9 protein-coding genes are annotated in these 16,431 nt (G+C 60.0%); 4 read left to right on the forward strand and 5 right to left on the reverse strand.

The window, feature by feature from the left end:
- Positions 1–8: 8 nt before the first annotated feature.
- From V3C19_RS08120 to V3C19_RS08140, 5 genes are all read right to left on the reverse strand, one after another.
- Positions 9–1,460: a hypothetical protein gene (locus tag V3C19_RS08120; protein ID WP_295934004.1), complete on the reverse strand. Its 1,452-nt coding sequence runs from the start codon at positions 1,458–1,460 to the stop codon at positions 9–11.
- A 126-nt stretch (positions 1,461–1,586) separates the two neighbouring features.
- A complete protein-coding gene (locus V3C19_RS08125; protein ID WP_295934001.1) occupies positions 1,587–2,747 on the reverse strand; it encodes a 2-isopropylmalate synthase in 1,161 nt (386 codons plus the stop codon).
- Between the two features lie 358 nt (positions 2,748–3,105).
- A complete protein-coding gene (gene recJ / locus V3C19_RS08130; RefSeq protein ID WP_130083800.1) occupies positions 3,106–4,845 on the reverse strand; it encodes a single-stranded-DNA-specific exonuclease RecJ in 1,740 nt (579 codons plus the stop codon).
- A gap of 292 nt (positions 4,846–5,137) precedes the next feature.
- Positions 5,138–7,999, reverse strand: a complete 2,862-nt coding sequence (locus V3C19_RS08135; protein WP_295933998.1) for a beta-N-acetylglucosaminidase domain-containing protein — start codon at positions 7,997–7,999, stop codon at positions 5,138–5,140.
- 214 nt (positions 8,000–8,213) lie between these two features.
- Entirely contained in the window at positions 8,214–11,279 is a 3,066-nt protein-coding gene (locus tag V3C19_RS08140) for an autotransporter outer membrane beta-barrel domain-containing protein (RefSeq protein WP_295933995.1), read from the reverse strand.
- A 315-nt stretch (positions 11,280–11,594) separates the two neighbouring features.
- Here V3C19_RS08140 and V3C19_RS08145 point away from each other — a divergent pair, with 315 nt between their 5' ends.
- From V3C19_RS08145 to V3C19_RS08160, 4 genes are all read left to right on the forward strand, one after another.
- Entirely contained in the window at positions 11,595–14,210 is a 2,616-nt protein-coding gene (locus tag V3C19_RS08145) for a DUF2339 domain-containing protein (protein WP_295933992.1), read from the forward strand.
- Positions 14,211–14,277: 67 nt separating this feature from the next.
- Complete coding sequence (locus V3C19_RS08150; protein ID WP_330937067.1) at positions 14,278–15,216, forward strand: metal ABC transporter substrate-binding protein; 939 nt, start codon at positions 14,278–14,280, stop codon at positions 15,214–15,216.
- Positions 15,213–15,647, forward strand: a complete 435-nt coding sequence (locus V3C19_RS08155; protein ID WP_130083806.1) for a hypothetical protein — start codon at positions 15,213–15,215, stop codon at positions 15,645–15,647. The genes V3C19_RS08150 and V3C19_RS08155 overlap by 4 nt, the downstream gene beginning before the upstream one ends.
- A complete protein-coding gene (locus V3C19_RS08160; RefSeq protein WP_218957821.1) occupies positions 15,638–16,423 on the forward strand; it encodes a metal ABC transporter ATP-binding protein in 786 nt (261 codons plus the stop codon). Before V3C19_RS08155 ends, V3C19_RS08160 begins: the two co-directional genes overlap by 10 nt.
- The last annotated feature ends 8 nt before the right edge of the window (positions 16,424–16,431 follow it).

The following is a 16,431-nucleotide window of genomic DNA, read 5'->3' on the forward strand; positions in this document are numbered from 1 at the left end:
CGCCCCATTTATTTTCCGGAAGGAATATGCTTGCTGAACGGGGTCTTTTCCCGGTCCACAGGCATGCCGTGTTCATTGAACCACGGGAACATGTCCTTCCCCAGCGCAATGCTGATGACAGCCACGGTGTCATCCATGTTATAGCGGTGGTCCATTCTGGCGGGAACATATTTCCGCTTGGCCCGGAAGTATTTGGAGAGGAACTCCGGGTCCATGCCGCGGAGCTGTTCAAAGACCCAGAACGACTTGCCCCAGTGTATCTCGTTTTTCCTGCCTCCGTCCAGCCGGACGGCTCCGGGGCGTTCCGTGTTGCCGTAGATGTCGTACACGGTCATGTCCGGATCCAGGGTGCTGGCGCGGCGGATGGTGTTTTCAATGCGGCGTTTGCCTTCCTCCGGATAGCCCAGGTCGCCCATGACCACGTCCCCCACGTAGGTGGCGATGGGTTCGTTCCATACCTCGGGATGGGGAAGCACCCAGGAGTGGGTGAATTCATGGCACAGGAATTCGATCATGCCCTTCTTTTCCTTCGGAAAATTCTCCCAGAAGACGGCCAGGCCCACATAGCCTCCGGCGGAAAAGCCCCCGCCTCCGGTCGCCAGCAGCCCCACCTGGTTTCCCATTCCCTGGGAGAGAGGCACGCCGAGGCGCTTTTCCATGGCGGGGCGGCATTGGGCCTCAATCCTGATCATGTCCTGGAAGTAGGGCGCCAGATAATCGGAATAATGGAACGTCACGCCATCCACCACCTTCGAATTTCCCATCCGGGTGGAACCTACCGCGGGCAGCGGCTTTTCCCCGCTCACCTCTTTGCCGGAAGCGGCCTCCTTCAGTACGGGCGTTACCCATTCCCTGTTCAGGGCGTCCTTGCCGTCAGGATTGCTGCCCAGCAAATTGCGGGCCACGGCAATCAATGTTCCCTTTCCTTCCTTCCTGCGGGCCATCACGGGGGACTGCGCGGAATCCTGCACGAGGGTCTCCCACTTCCCTCCCGGTTTCAGGACCAGCACGCTCAAGTTGTTTCCGGCGACGGCGGAAGAACCGCCCACAGCGGAAGCCAGGGAAAAGGGAGGAACGGCCTTCCCTTCAAACCGGGCGCCGAATTCGGAGAGCAGCAGGTTCTGGCCTTTTGTTCCCGCATTCCCGGCAATCAGCACGCAGCCGCCCTGCCGCAGGAATTTCTTCAGAAAGGCGACGTCGCGGGCATTGTAGCGCACGTTGCCGTCACAGCCCAGCAGGGCGATCAGGTTGATATTCTTCGTATCCAGATCATAGAGGTTGCCCCAGTTGCTCAAGACAACCTGGTCGGGAAGATACTGGCTGCGGAATCTGCCGTCCGCATAAAAGGAGAATTCATGGGACAGGTCGGCAATGCCGTGAACGCGGACATTCTCCGCGGCCTGCGCGAAAAGACCGGACAGGCAGAGGAACAGGGACGGGATTAGTTTGGGGAGCCACATATGGAATCTATACGGAGCAAATTCATGGGGTTTTTCATCAACCTTGCCCTCCCGCCGCCGCAGGACCGTTCCCGGTTACGGAACAGCCGTCCGGGAACCTTGCGGCAGGTCCCGGACGGCGTGAATTCAGGCCAGCATGGACCTGGCCATGTCTGACAGATCGTCGTCATACACGAATTTGCAGCAGTCACCGCGCTGCTTGAACAGTTCGAAGAAACGCGGCATGTCCTCTTCTGGGATGGAAAAGCCCAGCGCGTCCAGCCGCACTTTCACGGCATGCCTGCCGGAATGCTTGGTCAGGGGCAGTTCCGTAGGGCCCCAGCCTATTTCCTCCGGGTTCATGATTTCATACGTGCTGCGGTTTTTCAGGATGCCGTCCTGATGAATGCCGGAACCGTGGGAAAAAGCGTTCGCCCCCACCACGGCCTTGGAACGGGGAACGGCCATGCCGCTCATCTCCGCCACGATGCGGCTGGTTTTCACCAGCTCCCGCGTCCGGATGCCTGTTTCCAGGCCGGAAAAGAAGTCCGGGCGGGAATGGACCGCCATGACGACCTCCTCCAGAGCGGTGTTTCCGGCCCGTTCCCCGATGCCGTTGATCGTCCCCTCCACCTGCCGGGCTCCGGCCCGGATGGCCGCCAGGGAATTGGCCACGGCCATCCCCATGTCGTCATGGCAGTGCACGGAAATGACGGCGCGCTCCACGTTGGGGACGTTGGACTTCAAGTAGGAGATCAGGCGGTGGAATTCATCCGGCATCGTGTACCCCACCGTGTCCGGGATGTTGACGATGGAGGCTCCCGCACCAATGACGGCTTCCACCACCTCCGCCAGAAAATCGGGTTCCGTGCGGGAGGCGTCCTCCGCGGAAAACTGCACTTCCCGGCACAGTCCCGCGGCCAGGGAGACGCCCTTGACGGCCATCTCCAGGATTTCCGCGCGGCTCTTGTTCATCTTGTACTGGCGGTGAATGGGGGAAGTCGCCAGAACGAGGTGGATGCGCCCCCGGTCCCCGGCCGGAGACACGGCCTCATGAACGGCCAGAATGTCTTTTTCCACGCAGCGGGCCAGACCGCAGACGCGGCTTGACTCCGTGCGCTCCGCCACGGTGCGGACGGCCTGGAAGTCGCCGTCGGAAATGACGGGGAACCCGGCTTCAATGACGTCCACGCCCAAGGCTTCAAGCTGCATGGCTATCCGCACCTTCTGTTCCACGGTCATGGCGGCTCCGGGGCATTGTTCCCCGTCCCTCAGCGTCGTATCAAAAATATGTATGTGTTCTTTCATTACAGTAAAAATGTTAAGTGTTCGTTCCTTCGGAAACTGCGCACGGAAAATGTTCCTGTTCCGGAATCATTCCTTTGGCGCAAATCAAGACCAGCCGTTTACTTCCCTCGCGCCGGAACGGCTCACCGGCGCATATCAAGATATCTTCACGGACTACCGTCCGAGAAGTAGCAATAGACGACCTTGCAGGAACAGGGTATTCATCTTGCCTATTTTTACAACAAATCCTCCCCGAATGGGCGGAACAGGCCAGACAATGCACTTCCGCCGGATTGTTGTCAAGCCTGCGGCGCGCGGAAAGGCGCATTTCGGGAATGATACTTTTACCCCTGCAGGGAAAAAGGACCCGGAAGACGAATCACATTTCCCGGTGGGAACGGATTTCCTGAATGGAAATGGACAGGGAGGCCCTGCCCCGGTAAACGTTCCGGTCAATCGTGAAGGCGATGTCCCACGGCGGTTCGGGGAGTTCCCGTTCCGCGCCGTTGAAGAAGATGGCGTCCCGTTCCACCATGCCCTGGCGCATGAAGAGCTTCAGATGGTTGGTTCCCACGCGCTTGGGCGGCTCCGTGGGGAAGACGTCGGAGCTCATGAAGAGGGGCTGGGGGTTGGAGTTGCCGAAGGGTTCCAGCTTTTCATAGCTGTCCAGCAGGTCCAGAGTCAGGGCCTGGAAGGAGACTTCCATGTCTATGTTCAACACCGGGCAGCGCTGTTCCTCCGTGGTGGTCTCCGAAACATAGCGGTTGAAGGCCCGCCGGAAGTCGTCCATGCGGGATTCCTCAATCACCAGGCCCGCCGCCATGTCATGGCCGCCGCCGGAAACGAGGGTGTCCGCACACTGATGGATGGCCTGCACGAGGGAGACGCCGGGGATGGAACGCCCGGAGCCCTTGCCCACCCCGCTTTCATCAAAGGCGATGACGAAGGTCGGCTTGTGGTACCGCCGCATGAGCTGGGAGGCCACAATGCCCACCACGCCGGGATGCCACGCGCGGGAGCCCAGTACAATGACGTTGTCCCGCTCCGGGTCAAAGGAGTTGTGGAGCATTTGGACGGCGTCCGTCCTGATAGCCTCCTCCTCCTCCTGCCGCTTGCGGTTATGGGAGTCCAGCATCTGGGCGAGCTGGACGGCGCGCCTGTTGTCCATGGTCAGCAGCAGTTCCAGGGCATCCATGGGGGAGTCCATGCGCCCGGCGGCGTTGATGCGCGGCCCGATCCGGAAGCCCACGTGCGCGGCGTTCAGGAATCCGGCATGGCTGGCGGCGTCCGAGGGGCGGATGCCCGCTATTTCCGTCAGGGTTTTCAGCCCCGTATGGCGGCTGTGGGCCAGCCTGCCCAGGCCGTGGCGCACCAGAATCCGGTTTTCATCCACCAGGGGGACGATGTCCGCCACGGTAGCCACGGCAACCAGGTCCAGGTAGAGCTTGAGGTCAAAGGTTTTCAATTTCCGCACCTTGAGCAGGGCGTGCGCCAGCTTGAAAACCACGCCCGCGCTGCACAGGTAGGTGTACGGGCTGTTTTCCTCTATTTTGGCATTGACCACCGCCACGGCGTCCGGCCTGCCCTGCGGTCCGGCCTCGTGGTGGTCCAGTATGATGACGTCTATTCCCCGCTTGTTGAGCATGTCCACCTCCCTGACGGAGGAAGTGCCGCAGTCCACCGTAATGAGCAGGCTGGGCTTGTCCGAGCATTCGCACAGGCAGCGTTCCATGCCCGCTTCGCTCAGGCCGTATCCTTCGCGGGAACGGACGGGAATGAAGTACTGGGGGTCCAGGTCGTACGCCATCAGAATGGCCCTGAGCAGGGCCACGGAGGTGACGCCGTCCACATCGTAGTCCCCGTAGATGCACACGGTTTCCCCCGCGTCCACGGCCTGGAAGATGCGTTCCACGGCGGCGCCCATTTCCCCCATCAGGAAAGGATCGCTCAGGTGGGAGAGCCTGGGTTCCAGAAACAGTTCCGTTTCCGCGCCTCCCTTGAATCCGCGCTGGAGCAGGAGCTGCTTGACCAGCAGGGGAAGTTCCGCGGGGAATGCTTTCAGGGCCGGATCGTCCTCCTTCACGGAGGGGCGCAGAGTCCAATGAAAGCCCGGTGTCATGTCAATATTTTAACCCTCCGGCCAACAGGGTCAAGGTTGTTTCCGAATGTTTCAGCCGGGACGGCTGCCGAATGTACCCGGCACGGCTGGCCGTTTGAATGCGCTCCTCATTCCCCGCGCCCTTTACGCGGAAGAGTTCCAGGCCGTTTTTACGAGGCATGGAAAAGGCATACGGCCACGACCAGCCTTTTTCTCACCATTCCGGTCCGGCCGCCTGCCGGAGTCGTCATGCCGGTACGCAGCAGGGCCGCCGGAATATCCGGGCGGCCCTGCGGAAGACGGATAAAACCGCCTATTTTTTGGAAGAGAAGATCACTTCATTGATCACGGCATCCTTCTGGGGAGCGTTGTAGAACAGGCGCACGGCAGTAGTCCCGGCGGGAATGGCGAATTCCGCCGCTCCGGCTCCCGCGGCCTTCTTGCCTACGGACGTCCACGCGCCTTCACCCCTGCGGGCCTGCACAGCGTATGCCGCGGACCCTACCACGACGAGTTTGGTCGCCCTGGGGTTGTCCAGATTGGGAATCACCACGTCCAGAGGCTTGTCCGCACGGTACACCGTTTTCAGGTTCCTGTCGCTCAGGGCCGCAAGGTTAGCTCCAGGATCGGCGGGGGGGACGTCGAATTTGAACATGTTCAGCACCACGTCCTGTTCCTTGCCGCTCTTGTTGACCAGTTTCATGCCCTTGATGCCCTTGGGAAGCTGGTTGGCCTTGGCAATGAAGTTTTGGCCCTGCCTGTCCAGCTTCTGCACCACGGGCTTGGCGGCCCCTTCCACATCCAGCACCACTTCCGCCCAGGAGTTCACGTCATCCCGTTCCAGGTTGATTTCCAGCCAGGTGGCGTCCGTGGGCCCTTCCAGGTCCAGGGCGATGAATTCTCCGGGCTTCATCTTATGGGTTTCCATCACACGGCTGATCCGCACGATTTTGTCCGATTTCTGCACGGAAACGCCTTCCAGCCCCGCCACATTGGAGGAAGCGCGGGCGGCGGCCGGCGCATTCACGGAGATTTCACGAATGGCCGTCCATACGCCACGGCCGTTGTCCGTCTTTTTAGGTTCAATGACGCGGTAGCGCACGGCGCGGACGGAAACGGGCTTGGGCGCCTGCCACGCCACCTGCATGCCGGAGGTTTCCGGTCCCAGGGGCTTCCAGGTTTTCATGTCCTGGGTGGCTTCCAGCTGCCCTTTGGCCACGTAGTCTCCGTCCTTGTCATTGCGTCCCATCAGCACTTCCACGCTCCTGACGGGGATAGCCATGCCGTAGTCCACGCCGTACCAGTCCCCCGGCTGTCCATAAGCTCCGGAATGCCAGAAGGTGCCGCGGTCCCCGTCACAGAAGAGTTCCGCCTTGTCCATGCTGCCGCCCTTCACCAGGGGCTTGGGGGACAGGGCGGGCGTTCCGGAAAGAGACGGGAAGGTTTTCCTGGAAACGATGTCCGCCAGTTCATTGACGGCGGGTGTCATTACGCGGGAACCGGTTTTCACCGCGGAACGGTACAATTGCCCCTGCTGGTTGTGCTGCTGGGAGATGCGGTCCATGGCCGCAAGCGTCTGCGTGGCTTTCACCAAGTTCGTCACGGCCGCCTTGGGATTGCTGCTTTCCAGAGCGGCCACGGCGTGCTGCCCGGCCATGCCCAGTTGTTCAAAGGCGTCCACCCATGCGCCAATTTCCTTCATGAGGCGGGGGTTGTCCACCTTTTCCCGTATGACGGGAGCGGCGGCGGCCATGCGGGAGAATTCCTTTTTGAGCAGGGCTGTGTCCGATTTCACCACCTTGCCCTCCCGGGCGGCTTCCAGCACGCGGTTGACCACGTGGGCTATGTTCACGGATTCCTCGCGCCGGTAGCCGTGCCCGTTGGGGCCCTGGTCGGAGTTGTGGTCCACAAATGCCTGCATGGCCTCCGCAGCCTGCGGATAGAGGCGCACAATGCCCTCCTTCCAGGCTTCGTCCGACTTGAAGCCGTTGATGTTCCAGGCGTAGTCGGCAATGCCGAAGAGCGTTACCTTGGAGGCTTCCGGCTTGTCCATGGGGTTGGAGACCAGCCCGCTCATGGATTCCCGTGATCCGGGTTCCTGGGGCAGTCCGTAAACGCGGCCCATGCACAGGTTGGAGCGGCAGTAGTCCGTAACGGGAAAGTTCCACCAGACGTAGGACGGCCTCTTGATTCTTTTGTTCACCCATTCCTGGCCCTCCAGTGTGATGTCATGGCACACGGAGTTGCCCGTCCACATGATATGGACGGAGGGGTCAAGCTGTTCGCCCAGAATGTCCAGGTAAGTTCCCGGCTTGTCGTCCGCCCAGCCGCGGTTGTACTGGGTGGGGCACATGACCAGGGGAGTAACGTCCTTCTTGACCTTGACGAATTCGTTGTTGATCTTGTTCAGGAGGAGGGCCTGCATGTCTCCTCTCTTGCCTTCGGTAAAAATGTCGTCAAAGAACACGGCGAAGGAGCGTACTCCCAGCTTGTACATCATCTCAAACTTTTTGATGACGTTGTTCATGTCTTCCTCCGTCCACTTGATGTCCTTGCCGGGGTGAATGGCCCAGACGAAGTCCACATGGTTTTCCCGGGCCACTTTCACCAGCTCTTTGATTTGGGCGGCCTGGTCCGCGGGATAGGGATCCCGCCAGTGCGGGGAGGAATGGTAGGGATCGTCCTTGGGGCCGTAAATGTAGGTGTTCATTTTGTTCTGCCCGTAGAAGCGCAGCTGGCTCAGGCGGGCTTCATGGCTCCAGGGGGTGCCGTAGAATCCTTCCACCGTGCCGCGGAACTCAATGTCCGGCCAGTCAGTGATTTCTCCCACGGGCAGCATCACGGCGTCGCCGTTTCCGGTCTTTTTGCCCAACTGGCGCAGCGTCTGCATGGCGTAAAACGCCCCGCGCTCGTCATGGGCGCCGATGCCCACCTTCCCCTGCGGGGAGACCACCAGCTTGTACGCGCCGGATTTTTCCGGCACGCCGGCCAGCAGTTTGTCTCCCTGCGTCCTGGCGGAACGGACCACGACGGCCGGTTTCCCGGAGAAAGCCGCCGTCTGGGAAGACAGTTTGGATTGCTGGGGAACGGGATAAACGGCAGGCGCGCCCATGACGGGGCCCGCCAGCAGGGCCGCCACGCCAAAGCCACATTGAAGAAGTTGAAAACCATTCATGATAATGCTCGGTAATGGAATCAGAAAAGAGTGCCCATCTCAAGAAAAAACCGTCCGTATCCGCCTGGGGCATGTCACCGAAAAGAAAGACGGAGGCATGAACGAACACGCCGTCCATGCCTCCAGAATCCCTCCCGGAACATCAGGATCACGGGAGCCGCCATCCGGCCCTTTTCCCTGAAAAAAAGGAACCGGAGAGCATTTCAGGCTGCCGTCAATAGGCGAAGCTTACTCCCGCGTTGAACCGGTGCGCCACAGCCTTGTTTCTTCCCTCAAATTCGTATCCTGCGTACGCCCTCCAGCGCGCATTCAATTGCAGCGCACTGTTCACGTTCACCCTCACCGCGTTCCGGTCGGGCGCCGTTCCCCTGGCTTCCCAGCGGTAACCGTTGAGCAGGCGCTGGGCAGGCGCGCTCGGGTTTTCACGGTACACATCGGGCAGGTAGCTCACCGCCACGCTGTTGATCCATTCCCTTCCCTTCAGTTCGCTGCAGCAGGTCAGCCCCACGCCCACAGGCAGGGACAGGTTTTTCAAGTGCCCTTTTTCAAAACGGCGCGCGTCCCACCCCGTTTCCGTGAACGAACCCTGGGTCACGTCCGTGTATTCCAGCCCAAGGTTGAAATCCACCGCCAGAACATCACTCAACCGACGGCTCCACTTCCCGTTGAGGGTAGCGGCCAGGGTGCGGTTGGTCCATTTTCCGCGAGACCATCCGCCAGTGTGGAAGGAATTCATTCTGTTGGCTGTCCAACCGTAGCCAGCGGAGGCCGTCACCATGAGAGCGTCCTTCCTGCCGAGGTCTTTGTACCATCCTCCATAGAGCATGGCTATGCGGCTCTGCTGGCCAATGTCTCCCACAAAGCTACGGCTGTACAACCTGCCGTACAGATCGCCGAATCCCAAGCCCAGGATGGTATTCTTCGCCACCCTGCGGTCCGCTCCCACGGCATATCCGCCGCCGTTGTAGTCAAACCCGTCCCGGCCGCCTTCGGTGGCATGGAAGAGGAAATCTCCCAGCCCCTTGACCCAGTAGTTGTTTTCCGGCCCCGCCAGGAAACGCAGAGCGTCCAGGCTGCCGAGAGCGGCGCCCGACATGCCGAGAGCATTGGAGGCGGAGGACCACATGGAGTTCAGGGCCATGTCGCCGGCCAGCTCGGGCAGAATTTCCTGAATATCCTCTTTCCCGGGCGTGGGCGTCCAGACAAGCTGAAGCTGTTCGGAAAAGCCGTCGCCGTCCGCGTCCAGCCATTGGTGGCTCCAGGTGCCCGTGTAGGCATAGGGGCTATCCACATTTTCGGAGCCAGTAGCTAGAGAATAAGGTCCGGAGAAGTCGCCCTCATGCGTCTTGTCCGAGTCCGTAAGCACAATGAAGACACGCTTCTGTGCCCAGGAGTTGTCTGCATAAAAGTAGTCGGCGGATATGCCGTTGTCCAGAATACCGACGGAACCGCCCAGCGTGAAGGAATCCGCAGCCGAGATGGAAATCCCGCGGGAGGACTGCGGGGAAGACGCCCACGGAAGCTGTTTCTGCATGTCGAAAATGAAACCGTGGGAAATATCCACGTCCCTGGCATTGATGAAGGCGCTGCTTCCCGGACGCAGGACAATATCCGCATGGGAGACGGTGAAGGAGGCGGCGTTGACCGTGCTGCCGCCGGTGATTTCCAGAGTCCCGTTTTCCAGGGTCATGGAAGTGTCCTCCCTCAGGTCGGAATTACCGAAGACTACGTTATGTTCCAAAACAAGGGTACCCCCGTAGAGAGTGGTTTGTCCCTTGAAGTCATTATAACGGCTGGCAACCAGATGGGAATCTTCCCCCTGGTAGAGCTCCCCGCTGAAGATGACCGTGCCGCCTGTGGTGCGGGGATTGTCGCCATCCATATACTGGTTGATGGAAAAGGCGATGTTTTCCCGGCTGGAACTCAGAGCCGAACTGGTGACGGGGTCGTTGAAACGGATCTGCCTGCCTTCGGAAGCAGCCATCTGAATGCTCTGATCGCCTCCCATATGGATCGCGTTGGCGATTCCGTTTTCCACGGAGAAGGAACCGTCAGAGTGCCGGGTAAACGTGCCGCCGGTCATGTTGCCGCTGAAAAGAACGTCACGGGTCAGAGCCAGGAACTGGCTGGAACTGCCTGCGTAGCTGCCTTGCATAAGAATGGCCCCGCCTTTGGTCCACGCGTAATTGCCGGTGAAGGTCGCTCCGTCCCGCACCGTAATGTTCGAATATCTTGATGAAGTTATGTATATCGCTCCCCCGGAGCCTATGCTTTCGTAGGACGGACTGGCGGAAGAAAAAACGTAATTCCCTGTGAATACAGCGCCGGGGCCAAGAACGAGCGAGGAAGTCTCCGAACGGGATGATGATGAAAGCGCAATCGCTCCGCCGTTGCTGTAACGGCCGGAAACATAATTCCCGGAAAACACGGCATTGGAGCCTATGACAAGGCTGTTTCCCCCGTAGTTTGTGCTGTCCGGCATGACGACATAAATGGCTCCACCAGAGCCGCCGTAACCTCCTAAAAGATAATTTCCGGTGAATGTCGCGTTGTCTCCTATAACCGCTGCGGAACCAGTTGCTCCGTACACCTGAACCGCACCCCCGCCATTGCCGGAAGCGTAATTTCCGGAGAATACGGCGTTGTTCCCTATGGTCAGCGAAGCGGTTTTGCCATATGAGTGTATGGAAATCGCCCCTCCATTGCCGGCAGCTCGGTTATCGGCGAACATGGCGTTGTTTCCCATCGACAGTGCGGTGGCCGCGGATGAGTACAGGCAAATCGCCCCACCGTATCCATTAGCGGTGAAGGAATTTCTATCAGAGCTGTAATTTTTCGTAAACGAGACATTATCGGAAATTTTTAAGGAGATGGGAGCAGAGCTGGAGCTGTTGTTGTAGAAAAATACTCTGGCTGGAGCATTGGAAAAAACGACCGATTCCATATTCAGCGTGTAATTGCCTTTGGCCGGACTAAACAAAGGCGTATTTCCCAATCCAGACAGATCCACCGTACGCGGCGTTTCCGGATCATTGGAGCGGAAATTGACGAGAACGGGCAACTTGGAAGTGAGGCTGGAGTCATCGTTATTCAGAATGACAGTGTCTCCCGCTGCCAGGACTCCGGCTGAAGCCAGCTCCGCCAACGTCTGGTATACTTTCCGGCCAGGGTCGGAGGTCTGGGAAGCGTCCACGGTATAGTCTGCCGCGGAGGCGGAAAGGGACATGAAGAAGCCCGCAAAGAGGCTGCGACGCAATGAAAAAGGAATCGTAAATTTCATAATTTTTTACACGTTAATGTGTATAATATGATAACAAATCCGTTATCCGCCTACAACAGCAAAAAAACCTTATTGAGTCATCCTTCCGTTTTATATCCAGAGGAGTACGACACGGCCATTCCTTTCCAGAGGAACTACCCCTCTTCGTTTTTAAATGATTGCGGAAAATCAATCCTGTCATCGGAACAGATGCCATCCGCAGGCTCTGCCCGGCCGACGCTATTTGCGTTTTCATGAGAGCCGGACATGTCCCCTTTTGCGTCTTGCAGTCCCGTTTTTCCCATGTAGAATACATTCTCCCTACCCCCCTGCCCCATGGAAATTTTCATTTTACTGCTTGTGCTGGCCCTTCTTTCCGGCATGGTTTTCACGTTTGTGAAGGCCTGCCAGGTCATTTTCCTGGAACACAAGGTACGCAAGCTGGAAAACGAACTTGCCGAAATCAAGGCGCATATGGACATGCATATGTCCTACGGCAAATCAGTTACGGGAAGCACACCCCAGAACGCTGCAAGACCGGGAGCCGCCACACCGCGCCCCGTGCCATCCCCGCCACGGGCCGCCACGGCCATCATCCCCTATGAGACCCCCGCTCCCGCACCCAGGAAGGCCAGACAGCCGGCAGCCGTTTCCCCCGCCTTTTCCTGGGAATATTTCATAGGAGCCAAGCTGCTTTCCTGGATCGGCGGATTCATCCTGTTTCTGGGAACGGGTTTCTTTGTCAAATACAGCATTGACAATGAATTGATTTCTCCGGAATGGAGAATCGTCCTCACCTACCTGACAGCCGTTGCCCTGCTGGGAACGGCCCTCTCGCGCCTGAAGAAAAGATACCCCACCCTTTCCGGTACCCTGACCGCCACCGGCATTCTGGTGCTGTACCTGGCCACCTGCGCGGGCCGCATGTTTTATGCGCTGCCCTTTTTCAATACGGCAGTTTCCGCCCTTTTGCTGGCCGCCACCACGGCTGCTGCGTTCGTCCTGGCCGTGCGGCTCCGCTTCCAGGTCATTGCCGTTCTGGGCATCATCGGCGGTTTTCTCACGCCGGTCATCCTGTCCACCGGGCAGGACCACACGGTTTCCCTGTTCCTGTACATGACCCTTCTGAACGCCGGGCTGGTTTCCGTGCTGGCTTTCACGCGCTGGACGAAAGTGGGAGCCATCGGCCTCGCGTCCTATACGCTGCTGCTGATGGGCTGGTTTGACGAATACAACGCGAACGGACACATTCCGGCCGTCACCCTGCTTTCCCTCTGCACACTGCTCCTCTACTGCGGCTGCGGCCTGTACTCTGGCATCCGGCAGGAGAAGAAGGCCCCCGGCACGGGAAGCTCTTCATTCCTGCTGGCTTTCGGGGCGATTGCCGTGGCGTGCCTGACGGCTTTCCGGATGCAGGCGGAAGGCAATCCCCTGGCTCTTTCCTCTTCCTCCCGGGCGCTTCTGCTCCTGGCCGGGATGTTCCCGATGATCGCCCTTTTTCCGCTGGCCAGGGCGAGGAGCACCTACTGGTCCTGGTTCCTGCCGGTGGGCATCTTCACCGTTTGCTACTTGTGCGCCTCCTTTACGGAACATCCCAAACCGGAAAAATTCCCCTGGTTTTCCGAGCTTCTCCGCGGAATATTCGGCATATTCATGATCGCAGCTTCCTACAAGGTGCTGTCCGCCCGCACCCTGTCCGGAGGGGCCTGCCTGGCCGACCTGCATCCGGGTGTCAGAATCTCCTGTTTCACGGCGGCGGCCCTGGCGTGGCTTCCGATCATCTGGCCGGACTCCCCGCTTCCCTTTTACGCCATACTGATCGCGGGCGTCTTCTGCTGGATGGCCGTCCGGCACAGCCGGGGACAGGCCCTGATGGTGGCCGTAGGCGGTTTTGCCCTGGCGGCATGGCATCAGGAATTCCACCCTTGGGTGCCGTTTTTCGTCTTCGCGTTCCTGTTCCTGCTTCCTTCGTTCGTGATCCGGCGCTTCCGCGACGGACTACTGGCCTGGAGCGCCTCCGCCCTGTGCATCCCTCTTTTCTATTTTGTCTGGTTCCAGTACGGAATGTCCCACCATCCCGTCTCCACCCGGTTCTGGGCTTCCACCGCCGCTCTTCTCTGCGCCGTCTCCCCCTTCCTGACGGCTCTGTACCTGCAAAGGCTTCCTTTCGAAACACTGCTGAAACGGTCCGCCGTCCTCACCTTTTACTACGGCACGGCCATCGGCATGCTGACCCTGGCCATCGGCTTCCAGTGGAGCGAAACGCCTCTGACCCTGGCCTGGTCCCTGGAAGGCTTCGCGCTCCTGCTGCTGTGCGGAAAGTTTCCCCAGGCCAAGCTGGCCTGGACGGGCTTTTTCCTGCTGGCGGCCATGTTCATCCACAGCGGCCTGTTCAAGACGGTTTCCCAGCTTGATCCGGGCCAAATGCCGGAACTGCGCCTGACATACGCCACGCTGGTGTTCTGCTGCATGGCCGGCGCGTGGTGGATGCAGAAAAAGGTGATGCCCCGCCTCACCGGCGGCCGTTCCGGACTCCGCTTCCTCATCCCTTCCCTGAACATCTTCGGAGCCATCCTGCTTTTCATCTGGATGAACATGGAGATTTCCTGCGGGTTTGCCGCGCCGGGGGACCATCCGCTGCTGATCCAGTTCGGCCGCAGCCTGGCGCAGGACCTTACCATATCCCTGGCCTGGAGCCTGTTCGCCCTGTGCCTGATCGCCGCGGGGTTCGACATCAGGTCCGCCAGGGTGCGCATGGCGGGGCTCGCCCTGCTGGGCATCACGCTGCTCAAGGCCGTGTGCTACGACATTTCCAGCCTCAGCCAGCTTTACCGGGTGGGCGCGCTCGTGGGCCTGGCCTTCATCGTGCTCGTTTCCTCCTTCCTGTACCAGAAGTTCAATTTGAAAATGAGGGGCAAAAGAAAGAACGCAGGAAAGGCGCGCCAAAGTTAGCGTCATCTCACTTTGGAAGACAAATTTGACCATTGCATCCCCTGCCGGGCGCACCATAATGGAAAACATGCTCCGGCGCGTTTTAATTCCTTTTCTGTGTCTTCTGGGCCTGTTCTGTACTCTGGGCGCCCAGGAAGCCCCCCCCTTGAAGATCGCGGCCCTGCACCCCGTGCTGGGGGACATGGCGCGCGCCCTGGGCGGCAGCCACGTCCAGGTTACGGATTTGCTGAAACCCAACGGCAACCTGCACAGCTTCGAGCCAGCGCCGCAGGATATCGCCGCCGCGGGACAGGCGCGGCTGGTGCTGGCCTCCGGCAAGAATCTGGAGCCGTACCTTCCACGGCTGAAAGACGCCCTGGGCTCCGGGGCGCAGATTCTGGACCTGGGGGCATCCATTCCGGACGTGCCCGTAGCCGCCGATTCCGCGGAACACGACCATCACGACCACGCGGAAGACGGCTCCTGCTCCCACGGCCCCAACGATCCCCACTGGTGGCACACCCCCGCCAACATGAAGAGGGCCGCGCGCGCCCTGGCCGCCGTACTCGCCAACATGGACCCGGCCCACAAGGAGGATTACACAGCCGGGCTTTCCCAATGGAACCGGAAGATGGACCGTCTTTCCGCCTGGGCCAGAACGGAGCTTTCCGGCATCCCGGAAGCGGACCGCATCCTGGTGACCGGCCATGCGGCCATGAACCATTTCTGCCGGGAATTCGGCTTCCGCAGCATCAGCATGCAGGGGGTGAGCCGTGAAGACGAGGGGAATTCCGCCCAACTGGCGGCCACGCTGAAAAAACTCCGGGAGGCGAAGGTGAAGGCCGTTTTTCCGGAATACTCCTCCAATCCCAAGAGCCTGAATGAAATAGCCAACTCCCTGAACATTTCCGTCGCCAAGCCCGTCAATACGGACGGCCTGTCCCCGGACGGCCACGACTTTGAAAGCATGTTCAAACAGAACGTCCAGATTATCAAGGAAGCCCTTTCCCCGGCCCGGAAACCATGACCAGTTCCCCCCTGAGACAGTTTTTTCCCGCCCTGGCGGGGGCCGTCCTGCTGGGATTGGCGCTTTACAAGATGACTTCCGGCACTCCGGCGGAACAGGCCGTCCCGCATCCCCCCCAGGAGACTGCCGCTCCGGGTGTTCCCACCGTCATTACGGTCAAATGCGCCCACCGGCCCAGGAACATTTCCATAGCCTCCGGGGACGCCGTTCTCTGGAAGGCGGAGAATCCGGGGCTGCATGAAGAAGTGGAGTGCCGCCTTCCCCTGAAGGGAAGCTCCGCCACGCTCACCGTTTCCGCCCAATGGCCGGAAGGCACGCCGGACACCCCCGTGACGCTGGAGCTGGAACCGGAGGGCAGGCAGGCCGATTCCGCCACCCGGTGGTCCTTCGGCCCTTCATTGAACGATACGTACTCCTTCTCATGGAAATAAGCGCCCCCTCCCCTCACTGCGCCCAGGACCACATCTGCTGGGGCGCTCATGCCAGCCATCCGGAGCGCCACCGCCTGGATGTGGAGAACGTCACCGTGTATTACGGCAGGCTGCTCGCCCTCCACGACATCGGCTTTTCCATCACCTGCGGGCACACGCTGGCCCTGATGGGGCCCAACGGCGCGGGAAAATCCACCCTGATCAAGGCGCTGGCGGGGCTGATTCATCCGGATGCCGGCAACATTCTGTGGAACGGGAACCCCCTTCATGACATGCCGAGGGAAATCGCCTACCTGCCCCAGCGCTCCGACGTGGACTGGTCCTTCCCCATCACCGTGCGCGCTCTCGTGGAAATGGGCCGCTACCCGGCCCTGGGCCTGTGGAAAAAATTCTCCGGGCACGACCGGGAGATTGTGGAAAAGTCCCTGCACGTGCTCGGTCTGGAACACCTGGCGGAACGCCAGATTTCCGAGCTTTCCGGCGGCCAGCAGCAGCGGGCCTTCCTGGCGCGCGCCCTGGCGCAGGAAGCGCACGTCCTCCTGCTGGACGAACCGTTCACGGGGCTGGACGCCCCCGCCTGCCAATCCCTGGGACGCCTGCTGGATTCCCTGGCCGGGGAAGGACGCCTGGTCATCGCCTCCCACCACGATCTGAACACGGCGGCGGAAATCTTTGATACGGTCCTGCTTATGAACCGCGACCTGGTCGCTTTCGGTCCGGCGCAGGAGGTGCTTTCCCCGGAACGGATACGGGAAACATACGGAATGAACGCCTGACCGGACAA

Source organism: Akkermansia sp. AE01SA01 (assembly GCF_036417395.1).
Taxonomy (GTDB): Bacteria; Verrucomicrobiota; Verrucomicrobiia; order Verrucomicrobiales; family Akkermansiaceae; genus Akkermansia.

Coding starts and splice junctions, on each gene's coding strand:
- V3C19_RS08120 (WP_295934004.1), bottom strand. CDS start 1,460: ATGTGGCTCCCCAAACTAATCCCGTCCCTGTTCCTCTGCCTGTCCGGT.
- V3C19_RS08125 (WP_295934001.1), bottom strand. CDS start 2,747: ATGAAAGAACACATACATATTTTTGATACGACGCTGAGGGACGGGGAA.
- recJ (WP_130083800.1), bottom strand. CDS start 4,845: ATGACACCGGGCTTTCATTGGACTCTGCGCCCCTCCGTGAAGGAGGAC.
- V3C19_RS08135 (WP_295933998.1), bottom strand. CDS start 7,999: ATGAATGGTTTTCAACTTCTTCAATGTGGCTTTGGCGTGGCGGCCCTG.
- V3C19_RS08140 (WP_295933995.1), bottom strand. CDS start 11,279: ATGAAATTTACGATTCCTTTTTCATTGCGTCGCAGCCTCTTTGCGGGC.
- V3C19_RS08145 (WP_295933992.1), top strand. CDS start 11,595: ATGGAAATTTTCATTTTACTGCTTGTGCTGGCCCTTCTTTCCGGCATG.
- V3C19_RS08150 (WP_330937067.1), top strand. CDS start 14,278: ATGCTCCGGCGCGTTTTAATTCCTTTTCTGTGTCTTCTGGGCCTGTTC.
- V3C19_RS08155 (WP_130083806.1), top strand. CDS start 15,213: ATGACCAGTTCCCCCCTGAGACAGTTTTTTCCCGCCCTGGCGGGGGCC.
- V3C19_RS08160 (WP_218957821.1), top strand. CDS start 15,638: ATGGAAATAAGCGCCCCCTCCCCTCACTGCGCCCAGGACCACATCTGC.